Source organism: Sphingomonas trueperi (genome assembly GCF_011927635.1).
Lineage (GTDB): Bacteria > Pseudomonadota > Alphaproteobacteria > Sphingomonadales > Sphingomonadaceae > Sphingomonas > Sphingomonas trueperi.
In genome coordinates this window covers 48,757-74,385 of the sequence record NZ_JAATJB010000008.1, presented here as the reverse complement: position 1 = coordinate 74,385, position 25,629 = coordinate 48,757, and the positions used below count along the sequence as shown (strand labels likewise).

The 25,629-nt window shown below is 68.8% G+C and carries 22 protein-coding genes; 12 read left to right on the top strand and 10 right to left on the bottom strand.

The features are described from left to right. Positions 1-36: 36 nt before the first annotated feature. The 5 genes from GGR89_RS13580 to GGR89_RS13560 all read left to right on the top strand — a co-directional run bounded on the left by GGR89_RS13580 (position 37) and on the right by GGR89_RS13560 (position 8,073). Positions 37-2,370: an alpha-N-acetylglucosaminidase gene (locus GGR89_RS13580; protein ID WP_125976533.1), complete on the top strand. Its 2,334-nt coding sequence runs from the start codon at positions 37-39 to the stop codon at positions 2,368-2,370. Beyond that, a complete protein-coding gene (locus GGR89_RS13575; RefSeq protein WP_125976532.1) occupies positions 2,367-3,515 on the top strand; it encodes an acyltransferase family protein in 1,149 nt (382 codons plus the stop codon). The genes GGR89_RS13580 and GGR89_RS13575 overlap by 4 nt, the downstream gene beginning before the upstream one ends. A 113-nt stretch (positions 3,516-3,628) precedes the next feature. Then, positions 3,629-6,391 carry a cyanophycin synthetase gene (gene cphA, locus GGR89_RS13570; RefSeq protein ID WP_167712976.1) on the top strand — a complete coding sequence of 921 codons (2,763 nt, stop codon included), beginning with the start codon at positions 3,629-3,631 and terminating at the stop codon, positions 6,389-6,391. Then, positions 6,384-7,280: an isoaspartyl peptidase/L-asparaginase family protein gene (locus tag GGR89_RS13565; protein ID WP_125976528.1), complete on the top strand. Its 897-nt coding sequence runs from the start codon at positions 6,384-6,386 to the stop codon at positions 7,278-7,280. The genes cphA and GGR89_RS13565 overlap by 8 nt, the downstream gene beginning before the upstream one ends. Beyond that, positions 7,273-8,073, top strand: a complete 801-nt coding sequence (locus GGR89_RS13560) for a cyanophycinase (RefSeq protein ID WP_125976526.1) — start codon at positions 7,273-7,275, stop codon at positions 8,071-8,073. Before GGR89_RS13565 ends, GGR89_RS13560 begins: the two co-directional genes overlap by 8 nt. A 9-nt stretch (positions 8,074-8,082) precedes the next feature. Here the strand turns inward: GGR89_RS13560 and GGR89_RS13555 are convergent, their stop codons facing one another. After that, entirely contained in the window at positions 8,083-8,682 is a 600-nt protein-coding gene (locus tag GGR89_RS13555; protein ID WP_125976524.1) for an alpha/beta hydrolase, read from the bottom strand. Positions 8,683-8,833: 151 nt separating this feature from the next. Here GGR89_RS13555 and GGR89_RS13550 point away from each other — a divergent pair, with 151 nt between their 5' ends. From GGR89_RS13550 to bfr, 7 genes are all read left to right on the top strand, one after another. Beyond that, entirely contained in the window at positions 8,834-11,752 is a 2,919-nt protein-coding gene (locus tag GGR89_RS13550) for a sensor histidine kinase (RefSeq protein ID WP_125976522.1), read from the top strand. Positions 11,753-11,864: 112 nt separating this feature from the next. Further along, the gene (locus GGR89_RS13545) at positions 11,865-12,899 is read left to right on the top strand and encodes a sensor histidine kinase (protein ID WP_164521771.1); all 1,035 of its coding nucleotides are present in this window, start codon (positions 11,865-11,867) and stop codon (positions 12,897-12,899) included. A gap of 66 nt (positions 12,900-12,965) precedes the next feature. Continuing rightward, positions 12,966-13,367, top strand: a complete 402-nt coding sequence (locus GGR89_RS13540) for a DUF3052 family protein (RefSeq protein ID WP_125976520.1) — start codon at positions 12,966-12,968, stop codon at positions 13,365-13,367. A 94-nt stretch (positions 13,368-13,461) separates the two neighbouring features. Continuing rightward, a complete protein-coding gene (locus tag GGR89_RS13535) occupies positions 13,462-14,115 on the top strand; it encodes a nitroreductase family protein (RefSeq protein ID WP_241213434.1) in 654 nt (217 codons plus the stop codon). Between the two features lie 9 nt (positions 14,116-14,124). Then, complete coding sequence (locus tag GGR89_RS13530) at positions 14,125-15,369, top strand: DUF418 domain-containing protein (RefSeq protein ID WP_241217977.1); 1,245 nt, start codon at positions 14,125-14,127, stop codon at positions 15,367-15,369. A gap of 33 nt (positions 15,370-15,402) precedes the next feature. Beyond that, positions 15,403-15,573, top strand: coding sequence for a (2Fe-2S)-binding protein (locus GGR89_RS13525; protein ID WP_010545522.1), 171 nt, complete (start codon positions 15,403-15,405; stop codon positions 15,571-15,573). An 86-nt stretch (positions 15,574-15,659) separates the two neighbouring features. After that, positions 15,660-16,142: a bacterioferritin gene (gene bfr / locus GGR89_RS13520; RefSeq protein WP_125976516.1), complete on the top strand. Its 483-nt coding sequence runs from the start codon at positions 15,660-15,662 to the stop codon at positions 16,140-16,142. 171 nt (positions 16,143-16,313) lie between these two features. Here the strand turns inward: bfr and der are convergent, their stop codons facing one another. The 9 genes from der to GGR89_RS13475 form a co-directional block, all read right to left on the bottom strand. After that, positions 16,314-17,681, bottom strand: a complete 1,368-nt coding sequence (der, locus tag GGR89_RS13515; protein ID WP_164521770.1) for a ribosome biogenesis GTPase Der — start codon at positions 17,679-17,681, stop codon at positions 16,314-16,316. A gap of 124 nt (positions 17,682-17,805) precedes the next feature. After that, complete coding sequence (locus tag GGR89_RS13510) at positions 17,806-19,137, bottom strand: outer membrane protein assembly factor BamB family protein (protein WP_125976514.1); 1,332 nt, start codon at positions 19,135-19,137, stop codon at positions 17,806-17,808. Next, positions 19,134-19,850 carry a tetratricopeptide repeat protein gene (locus tag GGR89_RS13505; protein ID WP_125976512.1) on the bottom strand — a complete coding sequence of 239 codons (717 nt, stop codon included), beginning with the start codon at positions 19,848-19,850 and terminating at the stop codon, positions 19,134-19,136. The genes GGR89_RS13510 and GGR89_RS13505 overlap by 4 nt, the downstream gene beginning before the upstream one ends. Positions 19,851-19,923: 73 nt before the next feature. After that, a complete protein-coding gene (panB, locus tag GGR89_RS13500) occupies positions 19,924-20,784 on the bottom strand; it encodes a 3-methyl-2-oxobutanoate hydroxymethyltransferase (RefSeq protein WP_125976510.1) in 861 nt (286 codons plus the stop codon). Positions 20,785-20,832: 48 nt separating this feature from the next. Further along, on the bottom strand, positions 20,833-21,210 hold the full coding sequence (locus tag GGR89_RS13495) for a hypothetical protein (RefSeq protein ID WP_125976508.1): 378 nt from the start codon (positions 21,208-21,210) through the stop codon (positions 20,833-20,835). Positions 21,211-21,348: 138 nt separating this feature from the next. Further along, the gene (locus GGR89_RS13490; RefSeq protein WP_125976506.1) at positions 21,349-21,696 is read right to left on the bottom strand and encodes an ArsC family reductase; all 348 of its coding nucleotides are present in this window, start codon (positions 21,694-21,696) and stop codon (positions 21,349-21,351) included. Positions 21,697-21,702: 6 nt separating this feature from the next. Further along, positions 21,703-22,113, bottom strand: a complete 411-nt coding sequence (locus GGR89_RS13485; RefSeq protein WP_125976504.1) for a GNAT family acetyltransferase — start codon at positions 22,111-22,113, stop codon at positions 21,703-21,705. Between the two features lie 32 nt (positions 22,114-22,145). After that, positions 22,146-23,444: an MFS transporter gene (locus GGR89_RS13480; protein ID WP_125976502.1), complete on the bottom strand. Its 1,299-nt coding sequence runs from the start codon at positions 23,442-23,444 to the stop codon at positions 22,146-22,148. A 39-nt stretch (positions 23,445-23,483) separates the two neighbouring features. Continuing rightward, a complete protein-coding gene (locus GGR89_RS13475; RefSeq protein ID WP_125976499.1) occupies positions 23,484-25,619 on the bottom strand; it encodes an acetate--CoA ligase family protein in 2,136 nt (711 codons plus the stop codon). Positions 25,620-25,629: the final 10 nt, after the last annotated feature.

The window sequence follows — 25,629 nt, the reverse complement described above, 5'->3', positions numbered from 1 at the left end:
CCGCCCCCATCGTTTTCGATGTCTGGAGAGTCTGACTTGGTCGTATCCGTCGCCCGCCGCCTTCCCCTGCTCGGCCCGGTCGCGGCCGCGCTCGTCCTTGCCACCCCCGCCGCGGCGCTGCCCGGCCGGCCGGCACCCGCCGCCGCGCCGCAAGCGCAGACCGCCGCCGCGCGCGCCGTGCTGGCGCGGCTCGGCGCCGACACTACCAGGATCGACCTGGCGCTGGCTCCCGGCGCCACCCCGCAGTTCCGCGCCCGCACCGCAGGCGGGCGGCTGCGGATCGAAGGCACCTCGCCCGTCGCGCTGGTGCGCGGTGCCGCCCGCGCGCTGGGCCAGCAGGGTAGCCTGTTCGTTTCCTGGGAGGGCGTCCGCAATCGCCCGCTGGCGCTGCGCGACGGCTATGACAGCGGCGTGGTCGCCTCGCCCTTCTCGCTGCGGACGTATCTGAACACCTGCACCTATGGCTACACCACCCCCTGGTGGAACTGGGGCCGCTGGGAGCGCGAGATCGACTGGATGGCCGCGCACGGCGTCGACACGCCGCTGGCGATGGAGGGGCAGGAGCATGTCTGGCGCGCGCTGTGGCGCGAGCAGGGCATGAACGACGCCCAGATCGCCTACGGCCTTTCCGCCGCGCCCTTCCTCCCCTGGCAGCGGATGGGCAATATCGCCGGCTACCGCGCACCGCTCTCGGCCAACTGGATCGAGAAGAAGCGCGTCCTGCAGCGCCAGATCCTCGCCCGGATGCGGTCGCTTGGCATGAAGCCGATCCTGCCGGCCTTCTCCGGCTATGTTCCCGAGGCCTTCGCCAAGGCGCACCCGGAGGCGAAGATCTACCAGATGCGGCAATGGGAGGGCTTTCCCGGCACCTATTGGCTCGACCCGTCCGACCCGCTCTTCGCCAAGCTCGCCGCGCGCTTCCTCCAGCTCTACACCGCGACCTATGGCCCCGGCGAATATTACCTCGCCGACGCCTTCAACGAGATGGTGCCGCCGATCGCCGAGGACGGCAGCGACGCCCGCGCCGCGACCTATGGCGACGCGATCGCCAACACCGCCGCCACGCGCGCCGCAGCACTTCCCAAGGAAGTGCGCGACGCCCGCCTCGCAGCCTATGGCGAGCGGCTCTACCGCTCGATCACTGCCGCCGCGCCGGGCGCGACCTGGGTGATGCAGGGCTGGCTGTTCGGCGCCGACAAGGCCTTCTGGACGCCCGACGCGATTGCCGCTTTCCTCTCCAAGGTGCCCGACGAGCGCATGCTGGTGCTCGACATCGGCAACGATCGTTATCCCGGCATCTGGAACGCGACCGAGGCCTTTTACGGCAAGGGCTGGGCGTACGGCTATGTCCACAATTACGGCGGCAGCAACCCGGTCTATGGCGACCTGAACTTCTACCGCAGCGACATGACCGCCGCGCTTGCCAACCCGGGCCATGGGCGGATGCGTGGCTTCGGGCTGTTCCCGGAAGGGCTGCACAGCAACAGCATCGCCTATGCCTATGCCTATGACCTCGCCTGGGGCGAGATCGATGCGAAGGGCGATGCCCGCCCGCTCGATGCGTGGCTGGGCGACTATACCAAGGCCCGCTACGGCAAGACCTCGCCCGCGCTGGTCGCCGCCTGGGACAAGGCGATCGCGGGTGCCTACACCACCCGCTACTGGACCCCGCGCTGGTGGCGCGAGCAGGCCGGCGCCTATCTGCTGTTCAAATTCCCCAGCCTCGACGGCGCGGACTATCCCGCCGCCCCGGGCGACCCGGCGGCACTCCGCGCCGGAATCGAAGCACTGCTCGCCCAGGCGCCGCAGCACGCCGGCGAGCCGCTCTACACCTATGACGTGGTCGACCTCGCCCGCCACTATGCCAGCGTGAAGCTCGACGACCGGATCAAGGCCGCCGTCGCCGCCTACAAGGCCGGCGACCTCGCCACCGGCGACCGCGCCACGGCGGCAGCCGAGAAGCTGGCGAAAGACATCGATGCCATCGCCGGCAACCAGCAGGAGACGCTGGGCAGCTGGCTCGCCGACGCTGCCGCCTATGGCGACACGCCCGCCGAAAAGGCGGCGTTCGTCGAACAGGCCAAGGCGGTGGTGACCGTGTGGGGCGGCACCGGCCACCTCTCCGACTATGCCTCGCGCGCCTGGCAGGGCCTGTACATCGGCTATTACTGGCCGCGCTGGCAGCGCTTCCTCGCCGCCCAGCGCGCCGCCGCTGCCGCGCACACCGACTTCGACGCCAAGGCCGCCGCCGCCGCGATCCGCGACTGGCAGGCTGGCTGGCTCAAGGACGGCAAGATGTGGGCTCGCCAGCGGCCCGCGGCCCCGCTAGCCCTTGCCCGCACGCTCCTCGCAGAAAGCGACGCCCGATGACCGAGACCCAGGCCAACACCGTCGCCGCGCTCGCCGGCAAGCCGCGCTTCCTCGCGCTGGACGTGTTTCGCGGTGCCACGATCTTCCTGATGATCCTGGTCAACACCTCCGGCCCGGGCGCCGAGCCCTATCCGCAGCTGGTGCATGCCAAGTGGTTCGGCTTCACCCTGGCGGACCTGGTGTTCCCCACCTTCCTGTTTGCGATGGGCAATGCGATGAGCTTCGCCTTCCGCAAACCGGTGGCGACCGGGCCGTTCCTCGCCCGGCTGTTCAAACGCGGCGCGATCATCTTCGTGCTCGGCTATCTGATGTACTGGTTCCCCTTCGTCGAGCAGGGCGCGAACGGCTGGGAGCTCAAGCCCTTCGCGCTCACCCGCGTGCCCGGCGTGCTCCAGCGCCTCGCGCTCTGCTATGTGCTGGCCGCCCTGCTGATCCGCTGGCTCAAGCCCCGCCAGCTGCTGCTCGCCGCCATCGCGCTGCTGCTCGGCTATTGGACGATCCTGCTCGCCTTCAGCCCACCGGGGATGGCCTATGACAAATATGCCAATATCGGCACGCAGATCGACCTGTGGCTGCTGGGACCCGGCCATCTCTACAAGAAGGACGCCGGCTTCGATCCCGAAGGCCTGCTGGGCACCCTGCCCGCCACGGTCAACGTGATCGCCGGCTATCTGGCGGGCCTCGCCATCGTCCAAGGCAGCGACCTGCGCCGCACCGTCGGCCGCATGGCGCTCGTCGGCGTCGCGCTGGTCGTAGCCGGGCTCGCCTGGTCGCCGTGGTTCCCGATCGCCAAGAAGCTGTGGACCGGCTCCTATGTCCTGCTCACCGTCGGGCTCGACCTGCTGCTGCTGGGGGCCACGATCTGGCTGATCGAGATTGCCGGCTTCAAGCGCGGCAGCCGCTTCTTCACCATCCTCGGGCGCAACCCGCTGGCGATCTACCTCTTCTCCGAGCTGTTCGTCACCGTGCTGGGGATGATTCCGGCGGGCGAGCATGGCGGCGTGTACGATGCGGCGGGCGTGGGCATCTTCCAGGCGATCGCGCCGGGGCCGTTCGGGTCGCTGCTCTGCGCCTTCGCCTATACGATGCTGTGCTGGGCGGTGGGCTGGTGGATGGACCGCAGGGGGCTGATCCTCAAGGCCTGACAAGACAGTTTTATTTCAAATAGTTGATCCGCATCAGTCGCGGAACGCGGGGAAATCTGGGTCGTTTCATCGGCTCAGACGCTGGCTCTCGGCGTCCCTTCTAGAGGTCCACTATGACAGCGTTGGTGCAGCCGGCCGATTTCGTGCGCCCGGCTTCGGCGAACGGGTTGCGGGTGCTCGAGCGGAGCGTCTATCGCGGGCCGCATCTGTTCAGCACGCGCCCGATGATCCGCATCCAGATCGATCTGCGCGATCTGGAGCAATGGCCGAGCGACAAGCTGCCGGGCTTCACCGACGCACTGCTCGCCCTCCTCCCCGGCCTGGGCGTGCATGGCTGCAGCTACCAGCGCCCCGGCGGCTTCGTCGAGCGGCTGCGCGAGGGCACCTGGATGGGTCACATCATCGAGCATGTCGCGCTGGAGCTGCAGACGCTCGCCGGATCGCGCGTGACGCGCGGCAAGACCCGCTCGGTGAAGGACCGGCCGGGCGTCTACAACATCCTCTACACCTATCGCGACGAGACGCTGGCCCTCGCCGCCGGCCTCGCCGCGATCCGGCTGGTCGCCGATCTGCTGCCGGAGCCTCTGCGCAAGGTGGAAGGTCTTCAGCTGCTGGGTGTGGCGCCGCTCGACGCGCCTCAGGACGTCCGCGCGATCATCGCGTCGCTGCAGGCAATCCTCAAAACCAGCGCCTTGGGGCCCACCACCCGCGCGCTGGTCGAGGCAGCCGAGCGGCGCGGCATCCCCGTCGCGCGGCTCAACGAGCAGAGCCTGATCCAGTTCGGCCATGGCAGCCGCCAGAAGCGAATCCGCGCCAGCATCACCGGCGACACCGCGCAGATCGCGGTCGACATCGCGGGCAACAAGGCAATGACCAAGCAGCTGCTCGCCGAGGCCGGGCTGCCGGTCCCGCGCGGTGTGGTCGTGCGCCGGGTCGAGGAAGCCCTCGCCGAGGCCAGGCGTCTGCGCTGGCCGGTGGTGGTCAAGCCGCTGGACGGCAATCACGGCCGCGGCGTCACTACCGGCATCGCCGACGAGGAGGCGCTGCGCACCGCCTTCGAACTCGCGCTCCAGCATGGCCGCCGCGTGATCGTCGAGCAGCAGGTGCCGGGCAACGACCACCGCATCCTGGTGGTGAACGGCAAGTTGGTCGCGGTGGCCGAGCGCGTGCCCGCGCAGGTGATCGGCGACGGCTTCCATTCGATCGCCCAGCTGATCGACGACCTCAACCAGGACCCCCGCCGAGGCTTCGGCCATGAGAATGTCCTGACCCGTATTATCATCGACGAGGCAATGCTGGCGCTGCTGGAGAAGAGCGACCGCACCCCCGCGACGATCCCGATGGCCGGCGAGCAGGTAATCCTGCGCGACACCGCGAACCTCTCGACCGGCGGCACCGCGGTCGACCGGACCGACGCGATCCACCCTGCCAATCGCGCTATCGCCGAGCAGGCGGCGGCGGTGGTCGGGCTCGACGTGTGCGGGATCGACTTCCTCTCGCCCGATATTGCCCGCCCGGTGCGCGAGACCGGCGGCGGCATCGTCGAGGTCAACGCGGCACCGGGCTTCCGCATGCATCTGGAGCCCTCCAGTGGTACCCCGCGCGACGTCGCCACGCCGGTCATCGACATGCTGTTCCCGCGGGGGCGTCGCAGCCGCATCCCGATCTTCGCGATCACCGGCACCAACGGCAAGTCGACCACCGCCCGGATGGTCGCGCGCATCCTCTGCCACGCCGGCAGGAATGTGGGCATGACCACCACCAGCGGCATCTATTTCAACGGCCATCTGATGGCCGAAGCCGATGCCAGCGGGCCGAAGAGCGCGCGCACCGTGCTGCGCAACCCGGCGGTCGACGTCGCGGTGCTGGAGACGGCACGCGGCGGCATCCTGCGCGAAGGGCTGGGCTTCGACGGCGCCGATGTCGGCGCGGTGCTCAACGTCACCGCAGACCATCTCGGGATCAAGGGCATCGATACGATCGAGGAACTCGCCCAGGTGAAAGGCGTGGTGGTGGAGAGCGTCGCGCGCCGGGGCCATTCGGTGCTCAACGCCGACGATCCGATGTGCCACCGCATCTCCCGCCATGCGCGGGGCACGATCGTCTGGTTCTCGCTGAACGGCGGTTCGGACCTGTCCGGCCACCTCCGCCACCATATCGCCGAGGGCGGCATGGCGGTGGTGCGCGAGCCCGGCAGTTATGGCGGCTGCATCGTCCTCCACCGCGACGGCGAGCGCATCGAGGTGATGGCCGCCGCCGACATTCCCGCGACGCTCGGAGGCATCGCCGATTTCAACATCGCCAATGCGCTTGCCGCCATTGCGATGTGCGCGGCGCAGCGGCTGTCGATCGAGACGATCCGCGACGGGCTGAGCGCCTTCAGCATCTCGTTCGAGGATTCGCCGGGCCGGCTCAACCTCCACGATGCGCATGGCCGCCGCCACATCCTCGACTATGCGCACAACCCCGCCGGGCTGCAGGCGCTGGGCCAGGTGATCGAGCGGATGCGCGGGCGCTACCACCGGGTGATCGGCATGGTGAGCATCCCTGGCGACCGGCGCGACTGCGACATCGTCGAAATGGGCCAGCTTGCCGGCGCGATCTTCGACGAGATCGTATTCCGCGAGGCGCCCGACGGCCGTGGCCGCCCGCGCGGCGAGACCAACGGGCTGATGTCCGAAGGCGCGATGGCGGCGGGCATGCGGCCCGAGCAGGTGCACCGCATCGTCGACGAGTTGGAGGCGGTGGACATGGTGCTGCAACTGGGGCGCCCCGGCGACCTGCTGGTGATCATGCCCAGCGCGATCCAGGCGGTGTGGGACCGAATCCTCGCCTTCCGGCCGGAAGCGGCGGTTCGGGAGAAGCTGCATGCCTGAAGCAACACGCTGGGCGATCCTCGTCCATGGCGGCGCCAAGACGATCGATCCGGCGCTCCACGATCGCAACCGCGCCGGGACCGCCGCCGCCGCCGAAGCAGGTGCGGCAGTGCTGCGCGCGGGCGGCAGCGCCGTGCTCGCGGCCGAGGCGGCAGTGCGGGTGCTGGAGGACGATCCGGTGTTCAACGCCGGCTTTGGATCGGTGCTCACCAGCGACGGCACCGTCGAGATGGACGCAGCATTGATGGAAGGTACGGAGCTTGCGCTGGGCGGCGTTGCGGGCGTGCGGCGCGTCCGAAATCCGGTGAGCGTCGCCCGGGCGATGCTCCCCGCCCGCCCGGTGTTGCTCGCCGGCGAGGGCGCGGAACGGTTTGCGGCGGACAACGGCATCGAACTCGTCGAGGCCGAGACCATGCTCTCTCCGGAGGCGCTCGCCTCGGAGAACAGCAAGGCACACGACACCGTCGGCTGCGTTGCGATCGACACCACTGGCGCGATCGCCGCGGCGACCTCCACCGGCGGGCTGCCGGGCAAGCATCCCGGCCGGATCGGCGATTCCCCCGTTCCCGGTGCGGGCCTCTATGCCGACGACACGCTGGGCGGCTGCGCCTTTTCCGGCGATGGCGAGGCGATCCTGCGGACGATGCTCGCCGCGCAAGTGATGCACGCGCTCGAACGCGGCGGCTCGGCCGGCGAGGCGGCGGAGCATGCCATAGCGCGGCTTAGCCGGGTCGGCGGCGAGGCGGGCGCGATCGTCGTGGAGCGCTCGGGCGCCTTCGGCATTGCCCATAACAGCGATCATTTCGCGCTGGCACTCCATTCCCACGGGCTCGATGCCCCGCGCGCGGGCGTTCACCGCGACGAATTGAAGGACTTGCTGCATGACTGACTCCGGCGGACCGCTCATCATCATCGGCGGCCACGAAGACAAGGAAGGCGACAAGACCATCCTCAAGGAGGTCGCGCAGCGGGTGAACGGCGGCAAGCTCGTCATCGCCACCGTCGCCAGCCACCAGCCCGACGGCTATTTCAGCACCTACCAGAAGGCGTTCGGGGCGCTGGGCGTCGACAATCTGGTCGAGCTCTATGTCCACGAACGCGGCGAGACGCTGGAGCAGGAGACGCAATCGGTGTTCGACGATGCCGCGGGCATCTTCTTCACCGGCGGCGACCAGCTGCGCATCTCCAGCCAGATCGGCGACACCCCGGTCGAGCGAATGGTGCGCGACATCCACGCGCGCGGCGGCGTGATCGCAGGCACCTCGGCGGGCGCGTCGGTGATGAGCGAGACGATGCTGGTGAAGGGCTCCAGCGCCGAATCGCACCGCATCGGCGACCTCCACATGGCGCCCGGCCTCGGGCTGGTGCGCGACGTGATCATCGACCAGCATTTCGCCGAGCGCGGTCGCATCGGCCGGCTGCTCGGCGCGGTGGCGCAGAACCCGCGCGTGCTCGGCATCGGCATCGACGAGGATACCGCGATCGTGCTGGAAGGCTGCTGCTTCCGCGTCGCCGGGGCCGGCGCGGTCTATATCGTCGACGGCTCGGGCGTCACCCGCTCGAACATCGCCGAGGCCAGCCCGGAGCGGACGCTATCGATGCACGACGTCCGCCTGCACGTGCTCAGCCATGGCGACGAATTCGACCTCGACCAGCGCCGCCCCCTCTCCAAAAGGGATTGAGCGCGACCTTCAGTCCTGCTCGGGCGCCAGCACCGCCGCCAGCGCGTCGGCGGTCTGGGCGCGGCGCTCGACGATTCCCGCGGTCATCCGCAGCACGAGATCGCGGGCGCCCTGCCAGTGGCTGCCACTGCGGCGGGCATGCGGCAGCTGGGGCATGCCGCCCACCGCGCTGCCCCAGCCCGTTGCCAGCGCCTGGACCCGTTCGCTCACTGCCGTATCGGGCGTGTCGCCGCTCAGCAGCAGCGAGGGGAAGGGCAGCTTGATCCTGGGCGAGGCAAAATGCGCAGCATCGCCCTCCCCTGCGATCGGATCGATCAGCAGCGCGCCGGCCACGCGGGTAATATAGTCGCGCGGCCAGAGCCGGGCCCACCAGGTCGCGGCGAAGCAGCTCGCGCCGTTCGCCATCAGCAGCACCGGCCGTTCGGCATGGAGGATCGCCGAGTCGAGCTTCGCGGCCCACAGGCTGCGCTGGCGCACCGTCGCTTCTGAATAATCGAGATGCGCATCGGCACGCAGCGGCGCGCCGAACAAGGCGGAAAGCGCGCGGGCCGGGCCGTTGCCGGTGCTGATCACCGAAAATCGATCCAAGGGGGTCGTCACGAGCGTCATGGCGAGTCTTCCCGTGTGCTGGCCGAGCGAGGCTATATGCTCCCCGCGTGCCGTGCAATGCGGATCATGGTAGCTGCCGCACGCTTCGGCGCGAGCTCTTGCCGGGGGAACGTTCTCAGGGCACGGAAGCCGCGGAGGCGATAGGCAAGCGATGCGGCGCAGACGAATCTGGACGATGCTGCTGGTGCCGGCGATCCTCGCCGCCGCGCCCGCGCCCGCGCCCGCGCAGGCGCCGGCCCAGCGCAGCATCGACCAGTACAACCTTCGCGCCTGGCACCTTGTCGACGGCGCCCCGCCCGACATCTGGGCGCTCGCCCAGGCACGCGATGGCTTCCTGTATCTCGGCACCGGCGCGGGGCTGTACCGGTTCGACGGAATCAGCTTCGAGCCGGTGGTACCGCGCCTCGGCCGCTTCCCCTCGCGCAACATCACCGCCTTGCTCGCCGACCCGGACGGCAGCCTGTGGATCGGCCATTTCGACGGCCAAGTCTCGCACCTGCAGGGTGACCGGGTGTCGCGCTACGGTGCGCCCAATGCGGTGGTGGAGCAGTTCGCACGCGGGTCCGACGGGACGATCTGGGTGGCGATGTCCGGCCTGGAAGGCGGCCTGTTCCGCATCGGCCGGGGCGGAATCGTGCGCATGGGCCCCGATCGCGGCATGCCCGCAGGCCGCGCCTCCAGCGTCGTTGCCGGGCGCGACGGCGCGATCTGGGTCGCCGCCGAAACCGACATCCGGGTGCTTCGCCCCGGCAGCACGCGCTTCGCCCCCGTGGCGCGCAGCATGTACCGCGTGCGCCTCGCCGTCGCGCCGGACGGGCAGATCTGGGTCTCGGGAAGCCCTGCGGACGCGACCGGCGCCCGCGCCGCAGGGGTGCGGATCGCGCCGCTGCCGCCGGGCATGCACCCGCCCGCTGCCGATCGGATGCGCTTCACGCGGGATGGCGCGCTGTGGCGGACGCTGTTTGCCGGCGGGGTGCTCCAGACCCGCGATCCGGGCAGCGCCGCGCCCAGCTTCACCCGCCTCACCACCACGCAGGGCCTGCCCTCGCTCGTCGCGGTGCCGTTGCTGGAGGATCATGAGGCCAATCTGTGGATCGGCACCAATCTCGGCCTTTTTCGCCTGCGACCGGTCAGCGCCGCCACCGCGCTGCGGGTCAACGACACCGTGCTCGGCGGCTTCGAGCTGGCAGCGACGCAGGACGGCACCGTCTACGCCGCCAACCCCCACAATCTCTATCGCGCCCGCCCCGGCGAGCCGCTGCGCTGGCTGCGCCGCTTCGGTCAGGGAATCGCCATGATCGAGGCGGACGGCACCGACCTGATCGTGTCGCTCCAGGACAGGCTGGTGCGGCTGCATGGCGACAGCTTCACGACGGTACCGGCCCCGGCAATCCCCGGGCCCGCCGCCACCTGGGGCCGGCAAGGGGACACGCAGTGGATCTCGGTCGCGGATGTCGGCGTGTTCCAGCTGGCCGCGGGCCGATGGCGCCCTTTGGCCACCCCCGACCAGCCGGCGAGCCGCCTCTACACCGCCTCGGGCACTGGTGGCGGCACCTGGTTCTATGGGCAGGATCGCCTGTATCGACGTGACCAGGCGGGGCTCCACGCCATCCCCGGCGACAGGGTGGGCAGCATCGCGATGGTCTCGACGGGGCCGGCGGGCACGCTGGTCGGCGGCGAACTCGGGCTCGCGCGGCTCGACCAGGGGCGCCTGCGGGCGCTGTCGGACAGCCGCGTGCCCGAGCTTGGCGGCATCACCGGCATCGTCCAGGCACCCGATGGCAGCGTCTGGATCAACGGCGTGCGCGGGCTGGTCCGCACCAGCAAGGCCGCGATCGATGCGGCCTTTGCGGACCCGCACGCAGCGCTGCAGCACCAGCTCTTCACCGCCGCCGACGGCCTGCCCGGCGTCGCCCAGCAGGGCGCGCAGAAGAGCACGGCGGTGCGCGGCGGCGACGGGCGCATCTGGGTGGCGGACAATGTCGGCATCGGCTGGATCGATCCCGCGCGCATCGTCCACAACCGGCTGCCGCCGCCGGTGACGATCCTCCGGCTGACCGCGAACGACCGCAGCTATGCCGACCCGCGCGACGTCGCGCTCCCCGCCGGCACCGCCAATCTGCGGATCGCCTATACCGCACTCAGCCTGGCGGAATCGGAGCGGGTGCGCTTCCGCTACCGGCTGATCGGGGTCGACCGCGGCTGGATCGACGCAGGCACCGCGCGCGAAGCCTATTATGCCAATCTCGGCCCCGGCAGCTGGCGCTTCCAGGTGATTGCCGCCAACAATGACGGGGTGTGGAATCGCGAGGGCGCGACCGTCACCGTCACCATCGCCCCGCATTTCTACCAGACCTGGTGGTTCCGGCTGCTGGCGATCGGCGCAGGCGCGGGCGCGCTGTGGCTGCTCTACGCCTGGCGACTGCGCGAGCAGCTGGCCCGCACCCGCGCTCGCGCCGAAGCCCAGCTTGCCGAGCGCGAGCGCATCGCCCGCGAGCTGCACGACACTTTGCTCCAGAGCATGCAGGGGCTGATGCTGCGCTTCCAGGCCGCCGCCTATGCGACCGAACCGGGCTCCCGGGCGCAGACGCTGATCGACAGCGCGCTGGAACGCGCCGACGACGTGATGATGGAGGCGCGCGACCGCGTGATGGCGCTCCGCCGCATCACCGGTCCCGGCGATCCGCAGCCGCTGATCGACGACCTTGCCCGCTGCCTCGAAGAGGAAGGGCTGATCGTCACCGTCAGCCGCGAAGGGCCGCCGCTGCGTTTCCTGCCCGAGGAGCTCGAGCAGATCCTGGCGATCGTGCAGGAAGCCCTTGCCAATGTCCGCCGCCATGCCGGCACGCTGCTCGCCCAGGTGCGGGTGAACAGCAGCGACGGCCGGCTGCGGATCGAGATCGACGATCAGGGCCGCGGCATTCCTCCCGAGATCATCGCCGCCGGGGAACGGCCGGGCCATTATGGGCTCAAGGGCATGCACGAGCGCGCCGCAGCGCTGGGCGGCATGCTGGAGGTACGCCGCGGCGTCCCCGTCGGCACGACCGTTCGACTGACCGTGGTGCGATGACGGGACGCTTGCGTCTGCATTGTTTCTGAACGATGAGAGATCCCGCTTGGCCGCTCCGATCCCTGGGGAGCGATGCCGCGTTCGCGGGGCAGGACTGGGGCAACGGGTGGCAATGAACTCCTATCATCGGACGCTGGAGAATCTTCCGCTGCTCAAGAAGCGGCGACCGCTGGCCTATGCGATCACGGTAGGTTTCTGCGCGATCGCCTGGTGGCTGCGGCTGGTGCTCGATCCGTTCTTCCCGCCGGGCTTTCCTTACCTGACCTTCTTCCCGGCGGTGATCCTCGCCTCCTTCCTGTTCGGACGCGGCCCGGGCGTCATCGCGGCGATCCTGTGCGGGCTGCTCGCCTGGTACTTCTTCATCCCGCCGCTCTACAGCTTCGCGCTGCAACGGGGCACCGCCGTCGCGCTGCTATTCTATGCCGGCGTGGTGACGGTGGACATCCTGCTCGTCCACTGGATGCAGCTTGCCAACGCCCGGCTGATGGCGGAACGCGAACGCAGCGCCAGCCTGGCCGCGCGGACCGAGATCCTATTCGAGGAGCTGCAGCACCGCGTCTCGAACAATCTGCAGATGGTGGGCGCGATGCTCGCGCTCCAGCGCCGCGGGATTGCCGATGGCGAGGCCAAGCGGGCGATCGGCGAAGCCGCGGCCAAGCTGCAGCTGATCGGCCGCATCCAACGGCGTCTATATGGCAGCCGCGGCGAACCGCTCGCGCTCGACGCCTTCGTCACCGCGCTGGTCGAGGACCTGGCCGAAAGCAGCGGCAAGCCCGGCATCCGCCATGTGGTGGAAGCGAACAGCGCGCTGCTGTTGCCGCCCGACCGCGCCATCCCGCTGGCGCTGATCGTCGCCGAGGGGATCGCCAACGCCATCGAGCATGGCTTTGCCGATCGCGAGACCGGCACCATCCTGGTCCAGGTCTGCGCCGAGGGCGACCGGCTGTCGCTGTCGATCCGCGACGACGGCGCGGGCGTGGCGGAGGGCTTCGACCTCGCCGCGGTCGACAGCCTGGGGCTGCGCATCGCGCGGAACCTGGCGCAGGGCATGGACGCCGAATTGCGGATCGCCCCCGCCCGCCCCGGCCCCGGCACGCTGGTGGAGCTGCGCAACATCCCGATCGACCGCGCCGTGCAGCCGGCCTGACCGCGATCAAGGCCGCTGGCGCCGATCTGCCGCATCCTGTAGGTTGATCCAAGGAGGGCGGCGACGATGGAACAATGTTCTGGCACCCCGATGGCGACGCGGCTCGGCTTCAAGCCCGGCATGCGCGTCTGGTTTCACGACATGCCGCCGGCGGTGCGCGCCGCGATCGCACCCGAACGCGCCGCGCTGGAGGAACTGGGCTGCGCGACCGACGGCGTTCAGGGCGTGCACCTGTTCGCCTCGCGCCGCGACCACCTGGAACGCGAACTGGGCGCGTTGCGCGAGCTGCTCGCCAGCAACGGCTTCTGCTGGGTGTCCTGGCCCGAGCAGGAAGGGACCTCCGAACTGCGCGAGAACACCGTCGCCGACGTCGCCGCGGCGCACGGATGGGAGGCGCGTGATCGCTGCGCTTTCGATGGCTGGTCGGGGGTCAAGCTAACCCCCCGGCTTACGCCTGCAACCGAATAAAGCTCGACATATGCACGTCTCCGCATAAAACACAGGTGGACATGCGACGCCTCTTCGACGACGCTCGTCTCCAAATTCCTCTATGAAACCTTCCATGCGGCCTTGGACTCCTGACATCGATCTGCCGGACGACGCGCGGATCGCGAACGCCGCAGCCTTTTGCGAGCGGATGGCAACGCGCCACAGTTGTCGGAGCTTTTCGGCCGCGCCGGTGCCGCGCGCGATCATCGAGACGGCGATCGCCGCAGCCGGTACCGCACCGAGCGGCGCCAATCGCCAGCCCTGGCATTTCGCCGCGCTTTCCTCGCCCGGCGCAAAGACGGCGCTGCGCGTGGCGGTGGAAGAGGAAGAGCGCAACTTCTACGGCGGCATCGGCGGCAGCGAATGGCAGGGGCTGCTCCAGAACCTCGGCACCAATGCCGACAAGCCCTATCTCGAAGTCGCGCCGTGGATCATCGTCGCCTTCGGCCAGACCAAGGCGACCGAAACCGATCGCTTCCCGAACCCCTACATGGTCGAGAGCGTGAGCATCGCCTGCGGCCTGCTGCTCACCACCTTGCACATGGCCGGGCTGGCGACGCTGGTCCACACCGCCACGCCGGCGCGCTTCCTCAACCGGCTGTGCCGGCGGCCCGAACATGAGCGGCCAGTAATGCTGATCGTCACCGGCCATGCCGGGGCCGATGCGACGGTGCCGGCGGCCGCCCTCGAACGCAAATCAATGGATCAGATCGCCAGCTGGTTCTAAGCGCTGGGGGTGCATCCCGCGAATTCCTCCCGCCTGCTCTCGCTCGATCTCGTCCGCGGCACCGCGCTGCTCGGCATCCTGTTGCTCAACATCGTCGGCTTCGGCATGCCCGAAGCGGCCTATTTCAACCCGCGCGCCTATGGCGGATGGCACGGCGCGGACCTCGCCGCCTGGCTGGTCAACTTCCTTTTCTTCGACGGGCGGATGCGCGGGCTGTTTTCCTTCCTGTTCGGCGCCTCGCTGCTGATCGTCACCGATGCGGGGGCGGCGGCGGGGCGCGATCCGGCGCGGGCGCATTATGCGCGGATGGGCTGGCTGCTGGTGTTCGGCCTCGCGCATCTCTGGCTGGTCTGGAGCGGCGACATCCTCGCCCATTATGCACTGGTCGGCATGCTCGCCTTTCCCTTGCGCACGCTGCCGGTGTCGCGGCTGCTGAGCCTGGGGACGGTGCTGGTGCTGGTCAGCACCGCGTTGTTCGGCACCTTCGCGCACGATGCCTGGCGGATGTCGCTGCTCCCGCACACGACGCAGGGCGCGTTCACCGCGCTGGTGAACGCGTTCGGGATGCCGCCGCCCTCGCGGATCGCGTCGGAATTGGCGGTGCATCGCGGCGACTATGCCGGGATGGTCGGCCAGCGTTTCGGCGACTATGCGACCAGCCCCCTCGCGATGCTGCTCGTCTATGGCTGGGAGACGCTTGGCTACATGCTGTTCGGCATGGCGGCGCTGCGCACCGGGCTGCTGGCCGGCGCCTGGCCGCGCGCGACCTATCGCCGCTGGTGGCTGCGCTGCTGGGCGATCGCCCTGCCCGTCTATGCGCTGCTGGCGACGTGGCTGATCGCCGAGAAGTTCAGCCTGTTCGCGGTGCTGATGGCGGCGGTGACGCTGCCCGGGCTGGTACGGCCGGTGATGATCCTCGGCTGGGCCTGCCTGATCCTCTACGCCGCGCGGCCCGAGGGCTGGCTGACCCGCCGGGTGGCGGCGGCAGGACGGATGGCCTTTTCCAACTATCTCGCGACCAGCCTGCTCTGCGTGTGGTTCTTCGACGGCTATGGCCTGGGTTGGTTCGGCTATCTCTCGCGCTGGCAGCTCTACCCGGTAGTGCTCGGCGTCTGGGCGCTGCTGCTGCTCTGGTCGCAGCCCTGGCTGTCCGTCTTCCGCTATGGTCCGCTCGAATGGCTGTGGCGCAGTCTGGCGCGCGGCAGCCTGCAACCCATTCGCAATAGCCTTGCGAATCGCTCGCAATCGCACTAGATCTCTCCCAGCGAGAGAATCGAGGGATCGTCGATGGTCGTCTGCGTTTGCAATGCCCTGCGGGAACGGGAAGTACGGGAAGCGGCGCGGTCCGGCGCCCAGAGCGCCTGCCAAGCCTATCGCGCGCTCGGCTGCCAGGCCAAATGCGGCCAGTGCGTGCCCTTCGCCCGCGCGATCATCGCCGAAGAACGTGCGGCTGCGTGACATTCGCAAGTAAAAAGCTGCTGATTTCTACGGTTTTTTTCTGACTTCATTCGCGGTAGGTACGGCTCCGAAAGGAGTCTCGCGCAATGAAGGGCGACGCTAAAGTCATCGAGTATCTCAACGAAGTACTCAAGAACGAATTGACGGCAATCAACCAATATTGGTTGCATTATCGCATGCTCGACCATTGGGGCGTGCAGAAGCTCGCCGAATTCGAGCGGCACGAATCAATCGACGAGATGAAGCATGCCGACTGGCTGGCAGAGCGCATCCTGTTCCTCGACGGCCTCCCCAATTTCCAGCTGCTCGGCCGCCTGCGCATCGGCGAGAATGTGGAAGAACTGCTCCGCGCCGACCTGGCGCTGGAAGTGGAGGCGATCGCCGTGCTGCGCGACGCGATCCAACATTGCGAAAGCGTGCGCGACTTCGTCAGCCGCGACCTGTTTCTCAAGATCCTCGACAGCGAGGAAGAGCATGTCGACACGCTGGAACGCCAGTTCGACATGATCGAGCGCATGGGGCTGGAAAATTATATCCAGCTCAACAGCAAGCCGGCCGAGGCGGAGTAAGCTGCGACCAAATGGGGGCATACGACGCCCCGCATCGTCATCCCCGCGAAAGCGGGGATCCATTGATGGAGTCGTCGAGGCTCTTGCCGAAGCGTCCTGGCAAATGGATTCCCGCCTTTGCGGGAATGCCGGAGGGAGCTTGGGGGGCGAAAGTCATAGACTGCCCCGCTCTCACTCCTTCTCCCGATCGAACGGGTTCTTCGGCGCGCGGAGCACCAGCCGCACCGGCACCGCGCCGAAATCGAACTCGCGGCGCAGCCCGTTGATCAGATAGCGCTGGTAGCTCATCGGCAGCAGGTCCACGCGGGTGCCGAACAGCACGAAGCTCGGCGGCCGCGTCTTGTTCTGGGTGACGTAGCGCGGCTTGATCCGCTTGCCGCCGGGCGCGGGCGGCGGATTGGCCTCGATCGCGCGCTCGAACCAGCGGTTGAGCTGCCCGGTCGACACGCGGCGCGACCAGGCCTCGCGCGTCTCGAACGCCACGCGCATCAGCGTGTCGATCCCCTTGCCGGTCACCGCCGAGACGGTGAGCAGCGGCACGCCCTTCACCTGCGCCAGCCCCTCGTCCAGCGCGCCCTTCACGCCGTTGAACAGGCTGGAGGCATTCTCCGCCACGTCCCACTTGTTGAGCGCGATAATCAGCGCACGGCCTTCCTGCAGCACGCGATCGGCGATCTTGAGATCCTGCACCTCCAGCCCGCGCGTCGCATCGAGCAGCAGCACGACGACTTCGGCGAAGTCGATCGAGCGCAGCGTATCGGCGACCGAAAGCTTCTCCAGCTTCTCCTCGACGCGCGCCTTCTTGCGCAGCCCGGCGGTGTCGACCAGCCGCACCTTGCGCGGCTTGTCCTCGAAGTCGGTCCACTCGTAATCGATCGAGATCGAATCGCGGGTGATGCCCGCCTCGGGCCCGGTGATCATCCGGTCCTCGCCGAGGATGCGGTTGACCAGCGTCGACTTGCCCGCGTTCGGACGCCCGACGATCGCCAGCTTGAGCGGCGCGTCGGGGCTCTCGGGATCCTCCTCCGGCTCCTCGTCGTCGCGGTCGACATGCGGCAGCAGCGCCTCGAACAGGTCCGCCACGCCTTCGCCATGCTCGGCCGAGAAGGGAATGGGATCGCCAAGGCCGAGCGCCATCGCTTCCAGCACACCGGTCTCGCCGGCGCGGCCCTCGGCCTTGTTGGCCATCAGCACCACCGGACGATCGGTCGAACGCAGCCAGCGGGCGATTTCCTCGTCCAGCGGAGTCACGCCCGCACGCGCGTCGATCAGGAACAGCGAGACGTCGGCCTCGCGCACCGCCGCTTCGGTCTGCGCGCGCATGCGGCCGGGGAGCGTCGCGGCATCCTCGTCCTCATAGCCCGCGGTGTCGATCACCCGGAACTCGAGGCCAAGCAGGTTCGCGTCACCCTCCCGGCGATCGCGGGTGACACCGGGCTGGTCGTCGACCAGCGCGAGGCGCTTTCCGACCAGCCGGTTGAACAGCGTCGACTTGCCCACATTGGGGCGTCCGATGATGGCGACGGTGGGCAAAGGCATGATCGATTCTCTAACGCAGTCGAAAGGGCGACGCAAAGTCGCCGGAAAAACGAGAGGGGCCGGAGCGCTGCGCCCCGGCCCCCTTTGTGGATAGTCTGCTCGGCACCCGGCCGGGGCAGCAGGCTCAGCGATAGGCGCTCAGGCGGCCCTTGTCGTCGAGCAGGTAGAGCGTGCTGTTGGCCACGACCGGCGCGAGCGACAGCGGATCCTTGGTCTCCTTGGTGGAGAGGATGCTGCCGTCCTTGGGCGACACCGAGACGATCTGGCCCAGCGTGTTGATCAGCACGAGACGCCCGCCGGCCGCGATCGGGCCCTTCCAGGCGACCGGGTTCTTCAGCTTCTTCTCGTTCTTGTACTTCTGCAGCTGAACAATCCAGCGCGGCTTGCCGCTGCTGCGCGACAGGCAGAGTAGGCGCGCATCGTCGGTGACCACGAACAGCCACTCGCCGACCGCATAGGGCGAGGCCAGGCCGCCGATGCTCTGCTCCCACAAGGTCGAGCCGCTGGTGATGTCCACCGCGACCATCCGGCCGCCCTCGCCCAGCGCATAGACGCGGCCCTGGTCGATCACCGGCTCGGCATCGATATCCGACAGCGACGAGACCGAAGTGGTCATGGTGTTGCGGGTCAGCACGTCACCCCACAGCGACAGGCCGTTCTCGTAGCGATAGGCGTTGAGCTCGCCCGAGGAGAAGCCCGCGATCACCGTGCCCTGCGCCGAAGCCGGGGCGGCGACGCCGAACACGCCCTGCGATTCGAGGCTGGCCGTCGCCGTCCACGAAATCTCGCCCTTGTCCTGGGTCAGCGCGAACAGCTGGTTGTCCTGCGTCACCACATAGACATTGCCGTTGGCGAGCGTCGGCGCGCCACGCAGCGGGCCGCCGGGACGCTTGCGCCAGAGCTCCTTGCCGTCGGCGACCTGCAGGGCGACCACGTCGCCCAAGCCGTTCGAAGCGTAGACACGATCGCCGTCAACGCTGACGCCGCCACCGAACAGCGCGCCGCGGCTGCGCTTGTCCTCGCCGGTGCCGGTGCGGGCGTTCCACAGCTCCGAACCGGTATCGGCCGCCATGGCGTGCACGGTGCCGGCCTGGTCGATCACGAACAGCTTGTTGCCTTCGATCACCGGCGAAGCGGCGAGGCGCTGACTCTTCGACGGCTTGGCAACCTGCTTGGACCAGACGCGCGACAATGCTTCGCCGAGCGCAAGATGGCCCATCGCCTTGGAGGCGCTGCCACCCGGCTGGCTCCAATTCTCGTTGACCGCCGCCTCGGGCAACTGGACCTCGATGCCCGCGAGCGTCTTGTCGGCGGTGATGTCGTTTTCGGTCACCAGGATCGGCACGCGCTCGCCGAGCACGGGGGTCTTCTTGCTGCCGCCGCCCTTGAAGACGCCGCAGCCGCTCACCAGCGCGAGTGCCGCAACTGCCGTTACAACGCGAACCTTCGTGTTCATTTAGCTTGCTTTTCCTGGGTCTGAGCGGTCGGCGCCGTGGGCGTCACCGAAAGCGTCTTGGCGAGTTCGCCGGTGCGTTCGCGGATCGAATCCGGCACGCGGGAGCCGGCTTCGCTGAGCTGGCGATAGAGCTTGGCGGCCTCGCCGCGCTTGCCCGATTTCAGATAGGCGGCTGCCACCATCTCGCCCGCGGTGCCGAACCACGGCGAATCAGGGTTGGCGAGCGTGCCGAGCCGCTGGATCACGTCCTGCGGCTTGAGCGTGTCGAACTCCGCCTGGGTCTGGCGGACCAGCGCGAGATCGCGGAACGGCTGGGCGAGCTTGCTATCGGTGACGATGCTGGCGAACTTGGCCGCGGCACCCTTCTTGTCGCCCTGTTGGAACAGCAGATTGCCCTGGGTAAAGCGCGCCATCGCGGCATAGCCGTCCTCGCCCTGCGCCAGCTTGTCGAGCGCCGGCTGGGCCTGGCCGACCTGGTTCTGCGCGGCGAGCTGGAGCGCTGCGTCATATTCCTCGCCGCGTGCTTCGGCAGCGGTGCGCTGGCTGTGGTCGTAGAACAGCCAGCCGGCCACGGCGACCAGGAAGGCCACCACGCCGATCGCGATCCAGATGCCATAGCGGCGGCCGGCGCGGATCAGCTGATCGCGCCGATATTCCTCGTCGACTTCGCGAAGGAAGGCCTCGTCGGTGGTACCGGAAGGAGGAAGCGCCAAAATCTACTCCATGGGTCTGATGCGGCCGCGGACCTTAGCGCCGCGTCTCGTGAACGCAAATCGCCCTACTCCGTCAGTCCTTCGGCGCATAGACCTGATCCGGTCCCGGAAAGGCCCGCGACCGTACCTCGCCCGCATAGGTTTCAACCGCGGCGGAAATGCGGCCAGCCAGATCGTCATAGCGCTTCACGAAGCGCGGGGTGCGCTCGAACAGGCCGAGCATGTCCTCGGCGACCAGCACTTGGCCGTCGCACTGGGCCGAGGCGCCGATGCCGATGGTGGGGCATTGGACGGCCTTAGTGATCTCCACCGCGATCGGCTCGACCACGCCTTCGACGACGATCGCGAAGGCGCCCGCCTCGTCCATCGCCACCGCATCGCCGACCAGCTTGGCATGCTCCGCCTCGCTGCGGCCGCGCGCGCCATAGCCGCCAAGCACGTTGATCGCCTGCGGGGTCAGGCCGATATGGCCGATCACCGGAATGCCGCGCTCGTTGAGGAATTTGACCGTCGGCGCCATCGCCGCGCCGCCTTCGAGCTTCACCGCCGCCGCTCCGGTTTCCTTGAGCAGCCGCGCCGCGCTCTTGAACGCCTGCTGGGGCGAGGCTTCGTAGCTGCCGAACGGCATGTCGATGACGACCAGCGCGTGATAGCTGCCGCGCACCACCGCCGCACCGTGCGCCGCCATCATCTCGAGCGTGACCGGCACGGTGGAGGGCAGGCCGTAGATCACCTGGCCCAGGCTGTCGCCGACCAGCAGCATGTCGCACTGCTCGTCCATCAGCTGCGCCATGCGCACCGTGTAGGCGGTGAGCATCACCAGCGGTGCGCCGCCCTTGCGCTTGCGGATCGCCGGCACGGTGACGCGCTTCATCGGCGCGGGCGTGGGGTTGGCGCGGCTGGTGGCGGTATCGAGGGTAAGCTGGTGCGACATGGCGCGCGGTCTAGCGGGTCGCGGGCGGCCTTGCCAGCCCGCTCCGGATCAGCGGAGCCAGCCCCGCCGGGTCGCCATGCCGGCGAGCCAGATCTGGAAAATCGCAACACTGAGGATGAAGGCGGGGATCACCAGGGCCTGCACCGGGCCCGACAGCCCGCCGGTGGCGAACAGATAGCCGAACTGCACGATCACTGCGGCGAGCGAGACGACGTACAGCAGATTCGCCTTGCGCGAGCGGCGCAGCATCGCGAGCGAGCCCAGCAGGCTGGCACCGACCCCGATCGCGTAATCGACCAGGAACCAGCGCGGCACCGCCTGATAATATTCCCAATTCCAGAAGCTTGGCACGTCGCCACGCTGCGGCGCCAGGGTCGCGTGCGCATAGAAGACGAGGCAGCCGAACAGCCCCCACAAGACCAGCATCGTTGCGACCGTGCGAAACCAGCTGGCTGGCCGTTGTCGAATATAAGACGCCATGCGATCCCAGTAACCCGTCTCGTTTATCGTGTTAATTTAGGATAAACACGGTGGTTAGGCCATGAATGTGTAAATTTTTCGTGCTCAGAGCAACGCGCGGGCATAGCGTTCTGCCGCGAATCCGATCAGCAAACCGCCCGGATATTCCAGCACAGGCCGTTTGATCATCGACGGCTGCGCGATCATCAGCGCGCGCGCCTTGGCCGAATCGAGGTCGATCTTGTCCATCTCCGGAAGTTTGCGGAAGGTGGTGCCGGCGCGGTTCAGCAGCGGCTCCCAGCCCTCCGCCGCGATCCAGTGATCGAGCCGCGCTGGGTCGACACCATCGGCCTTATAGTCATGAAACACATAGCGAATTGCGTTGGCGTCGAGCCAGGCCCGCGCCTTCTTCATCGTGTCGCAATTCTTGATTCCGTAGAGTGCGATGGTCATGCGCGCTTAGTGAAGGAAACGGCCGAGGGTCACAACCGGCTGCACCTCCAGACCCACCGCGCGATAGAAACCGATCGCCGCATCATTGCCTTCGCGGACCATCAGCTGGAGCTTCGGGCAGCCCCGCGCGCGCAGCCAGGCTTCGGCGGCGGCCATCAGCGCGCGGCCATGCCCCTGCCCGCGCGCCGACTCGGCAACGGCGAGATAATAGACCCAGCCGCGATGGCCATCCTCGCCCACCATCGCGGTGCCGAGCAGCGCGTCGCCGTCGCGGAGCAGCAGGATGGCGGAGGTAGCCCCCTGCACCGCACGGTCGAAATCGGCGACGGGATCGTTCCACGGCCGGGTGAGGCCCGCCGCCTGCCACAATGCGATGACGTCGTCGCGGTCGCCTACGCTCGCTTCCCGGATCTGCATCGCGCCAACCTATCGCGCGTAGTGCAGCGCGGCTATCCCCGCCTGAGGCCGAGCAGCGCTGCCGCGGCGACCAGCGAACCGCCCGCCATTGCCGCCGCCACCACCGGCAACCCGAGGTTCATCGAGAAGAGCAGCCCGGCAACGATCGGCCCCAGCGCCGCGCCGCCGCGCCCGACGCCGATCACGAAGCCCGTGCCCGATCCGCGCGCCGCCGTGGGGAAGCTCTGCGCGATCAGCGCGTACATGCCGACGACGCCGGCATTGGTGCAGAACCCCGCAATCCCCGCGACCAGCGCCAGCCCGCCCAGGTCGCGCTGCCCCTGGCCGAACAGCGCCACCATCGCGGTCGCCGCGACCAGCGCCACGACCAGCAGCGCCCGCAGCGGCAGCCGCCAGCTGAGCAGGCTCAGCAGCACCGCCCCCGCAAGCCCGCCGACATTGGCCCAGACCAGCACCCCCGCCGCCTGCGACGCAGGGTACCCCATGTCGACCACGATCTTCGGCACCCATTTGAGGATGAAGTAGAAGGTCATGATATGGCAGAAATAGGCGATGGTCAGCAGGATCGTCGTCCGCGCCAGCGGCCCGGCGAACAGCTGGGCGAGCGGCAGCTTGCCGCCCGCCTCGGCGCGCGGCGGCAGCGTTTCGATCGGTGCCTGACCCATCTTTGCCAGCAGCCGGTTCGCCCGCTCCAGTGCCCCCGCCGGCTGGCGCTGGAACAGGTAGCGGATCGACTCCGGCAGCAGGAGCCAGGTGAGCGGCAGGAACAGCGCGGTCATGCCCGCCCCGAACAGGAACACGTGCCGCCAGTCGCCGCCGACCAGCAGCTGCGCCGCGATCGACCCGCCGACGATCGCGCCGACCGGATAGCCCGAGGCCATCAGCCCCACCGCGAGGCTGCGCGTGCGGGCATTGGCGAGCTCCGCCACCATCGCATTGGTGCAGGCGAGCATGCCGCCGATGCCGAGCCCGGTGAACAGCCGGAAAGCGGAGAGCATCTCGACGTTGCGCGCAAAGGTTGCCGCCAGCATGCCCGCCGCCATGATCGCGAGGCACAGCAGGATCGCCGGCCGCCGCCCCGCACGATCGGCATAGCTGCCGAGCACGACCGAGCCGACCGCCATGCCGATCAATTCCATCGACAGCACCAACCCCAACGCCGCACGGTCGATTCCCCATTCCGCCGCGATGCCCGGCGAGGCGAAGCTGATCGCCAGCACGTCAAATCCGTCGAGCGCGTTGAGCAGCAGACAGAGCAGGATGCCCATCACCTGCGTGCGGCTGAGCGGTGCCTCGTCGAGCCGCGGCAGGATTCCGGGTGACTCCGCCATTTCAGACCTCTCCTTCGGGGCTTTCGCGCCCCTTGTTCTTCAGGCGATGAGCATCAGCGCGTCGAGCGCCACCACCCCTTCGCCCATTGGGTGCACTACCACGGGATTCAGGTCCACCTCGCGGATGGACGGCTCGGCGATCAGCACCTGCGCCAACCGCGCGATCAGCGCCGCGACCGCTGGCACGTCGAGCGCGGGCGCCCCCCGCCATCCGCGCAAAATCGCCGCGCTCTTCAGCTGGTGCAGTTCGCGTTCGATCGCTTCCGGCGTCAGATCGCAGGGCAGCAACCGCACATCCTGGAGGATCTCCGCCGTCACCCCGCCGAATCCGGCGAGGATCACCGGCCCCCATTCGGGATCGCGCTTGGCACCCACGATCAGCTCGACCCCGCGCTTGCCCATGCCCTCGACCAGCACGCCGTCCAACGTCAGGTCCGGCCGGTGCCGGCCGACATCGCCGTGTAGCTTGCGCCAGCCGGCGCGGAGCTCGCTTTCGTCGGCAAGGTTCAGCACCACACCGCCCGCGTCGCTCTTGTGGCTGAGCTCGGCCGATTGGGCCTTGAGCACCACCGGATAGCCGATCTCCGCGGCGATCTGCACCGCCTCGTCCGCCGTGCGGGCGAACCCGCCCCTGGGGAAGGGCAGGCCCAGCGGCGCCAGCACCGCCTTCGCGCGATATTCCGGCACCACCCCACCGAGCGGCAGGTCGTCGCAGGCAAGCGGATCGGCGTCGCAGATCGTGAAGTCGCGCGCCGCATGCGCCGAAAGCCGGGCAAGTGCGCGGAACACCCGCTCGGTGGAACCGAAGCACGGCACCCCCGCCGCGCGCAGCCGGGCGATGTTCTCCGTCCCCAGCGGCGCGCCTTCGTCCAGCCCGGCGAAGATCAGGGGGGTGGCGAGCGGCGCCTCCTCCACCGCGCGCAGGATCGGCGGCAGCTTGATCGACACGGTCGCGGGATCGGTGAGGATGATCCCGGCGACGATGCAGCCGAAGCGCTCGTCCGCGCCCAACGCCTTGAGCAGGCGATAATACATGTCGGGCTCGACCAGCCCCTGCGCGGTGATGTCGAGCGGATTGCTGACGCCGACGAAGTCCGGCATCGCCGCCCGGAGTGCCGGGGCATTGGCGTCGTCGAGCGCCGGCAGCGCGACACCCAGCCCCTCGCACAGGTCGAGCGTCAGCGCCTTGAACGCGCCGGACTCCCCCAGCACCGCGGTGCCGCCGCCCGGCAAGCCCGGGCAGCGCGCCGCGATTTCAGTGATGTCGCCGAGTTCCTCCAGCGTCTCGGCGAAGACCACGCCAGCGCGCTCGACCATCACCCGCATCAGCTGATAGTCGCCCGCCATCGCGCCGGTATGCGTCGCCGCCGATTCGCGTGCGGCGCTGCTCTTGCCGGGGTGAAGCAGCACGACGAGCTTGCCCGCCGCCCGTGCCTTGCGCGCCGCCTTGAGGAAACGCTGCGGCTTGCGGAACTGCTCGACGATCATCGCGATCACCTGCGTGTTCGGATCGTCGACGCAATAGTCGACATAATCCTCGACCCCGCTCGCCGCCTCGTTGCCGGTCGAGACCGACAGCGTGACCGGCAGGTCGCGGCTGAGCAGCGTCGTCGCCAGCACCGCCGCCATCGCACCGCTCTGCGAGACGATGCCGATGCCCGCGCCGGGGCCGCGCTCGGGCACTATGGTCTCGACGAAGGTCAGCGGCACCCGCTCGACATAATTGACGAGGCCGAGGCAGTTCGGCCCTTCGATCACCATGCCCGCCTCGGCCGCGATGCGGGCGATCTCGCGCTGGTCGGCCAGGCCCTGCTCGCCGCCTTCGGCGAAGCCGGCCGAAAAGACGATCGCGGCGCCCACCTTGCGGGCGGCAAGCGCGCGGATCGTCTCCACCACCCCGGCACGCGGAATCGCGAGCACCGCGGCGTCCACACCCTCCGGGAGCGCGTCGACGCTAGGCAGGCAGGGACGCCCGCCGATCATGTCCCGCTTGGGATTGATCAGGTGGATGGCACCGGCAAAGCCGTTGCGCTCCAGATTGGCGAGCACCGAGGCGCCGAGCGCCCCGGGCTTGTCCGAGGCCCCGACGATCGCGACCGATTTCGGCCGCAACAGCCGATCGAGCGCGAGTCCGTTGGCGGTGGCGGATGGCGGGGAAAGCGTATCGACGGTCATCGGTGCCCTC

What these genes read in the sequence shown, in the direction of transcription:
- GGR89_RS13565 (WP_125976528.1), top strand. Translation starts at nt 6,384, where the DNA reads ATGCCTGAAGCAACACGCTGGGCGATCCTCGTCCATGGCGGCGCCAAG.
- GGR89_RS13575 (WP_125976532.1), top strand. Translation starts at nt 2,367, where the DNA reads ATGACCGAGACCCAGGCCAACACCGTCGCCGCGCTCGCCGGCAAGCCG.
- cphA (WP_167712976.1), top strand. Translation starts at nt 3,629, where the DNA reads ATGACAGCGTTGGTGCAGCCGGCCGATTTCGTGCGCCCGGCTTCGGCG.
- GGR89_RS13475 (WP_125976499.1), bottom strand. Translation starts at nt 25,619, where the DNA reads ATGACCGTCGATACGCTTTCCCCGCCATCCGCCACCGCCAACGGACTC.
- GGR89_RS13550 (WP_125976522.1), top strand. Translation starts at nt 8,834, where the DNA reads ATGCGGCGCAGACGAATCTGGACGATGCTGCTGGTGCCGGCGATCCTC.
- GGR89_RS13480 (WP_125976502.1), bottom strand. Translation starts at nt 23,444, where the DNA reads ATGGCGGAGTCACCCGGAATCCTGCCGCGGCTCGACGAGGCACCGCTC.
- GGR89_RS13560 (WP_125976526.1), top strand. Translation starts at nt 7,273, where the DNA reads ATGACTGACTCCGGCGGACCGCTCATCATCATCGGCGGCCACGAAGAC.
- panB (WP_125976510.1), bottom strand. Translation starts at nt 20,784, where the DNA reads ATGTCGCACCAGCTTACCCTCGATACCGCCACCAGCCGCGCCAACCCC.
- GGR89_RS13525 (WP_010545522.1), top strand. Translation starts at nt 15,403, where the DNA reads ATGGTCGTCTGCGTTTGCAATGCCCTGCGGGAACGGGAAGTACGGGAA.
- GGR89_RS13535 (WP_241213434.1), top strand. Translation starts at nt 13,462, where the DNA reads ATGCGGCCTTGGACTCCTGACATCGATCTGCCGGACGACGCGCGGATC.
- GGR89_RS13485 (WP_125976504.1), bottom strand. Translation starts at nt 22,113, where the DNA reads ATGCAGATCCGGGAAGCGAGCGTAGGCGACCGCGACGACGTCATCGCA.
- GGR89_RS13555 (WP_125976524.1), bottom strand. Translation starts at nt 8,682, where the DNA reads ATGACGCTCGTGACGACCCCCTTGGATCGATTTTCGGTGATCAGCACC.
- GGR89_RS13495 (WP_125976508.1), bottom strand. Translation starts at nt 21,210, where the DNA reads ATGCTGGTCTTGTGGGGGCTGTTCGGCTGCCTCGTCTTCTATGCGCAC.
- GGR89_RS13540 (WP_125976520.1), top strand. Translation starts at nt 12,966, where the DNA reads ATGGAACAATGTTCTGGCACCCCGATGGCGACGCGGCTCGGCTTCAAG.
- GGR89_RS13545 (WP_164521771.1), top strand. Translation starts at nt 11,865, where the DNA reads ATGAACTCCTATCATCGGACGCTGGAGAATCTTCCGCTGCTCAAGAAG.
- der (WP_164521770.1), bottom strand. Translation starts at nt 17,681, where the DNA reads ATGCCTTTGCCCACCGTCGCCATCATCGGACGCCCCAATGTGGGCAAG.
- GGR89_RS13510 (WP_125976514.1), bottom strand. Translation starts at nt 19,137, where the DNA reads ATGAACACGAAGGTTCGCGTTGTAACGGCAGTTGCGGCACTCGCGCTG.
- GGR89_RS13490 (WP_125976506.1), bottom strand. Translation starts at nt 21,696, where the DNA reads ATGACCATCGCACTCTACGGAATCAAGAATTGCGACACGATGAAGAAG.
- bfr (WP_125976516.1), top strand. Translation starts at nt 15,660, where the DNA reads ATGAAGGGCGACGCTAAAGTCATCGAGTATCTCAACGAAGTACTCAAG.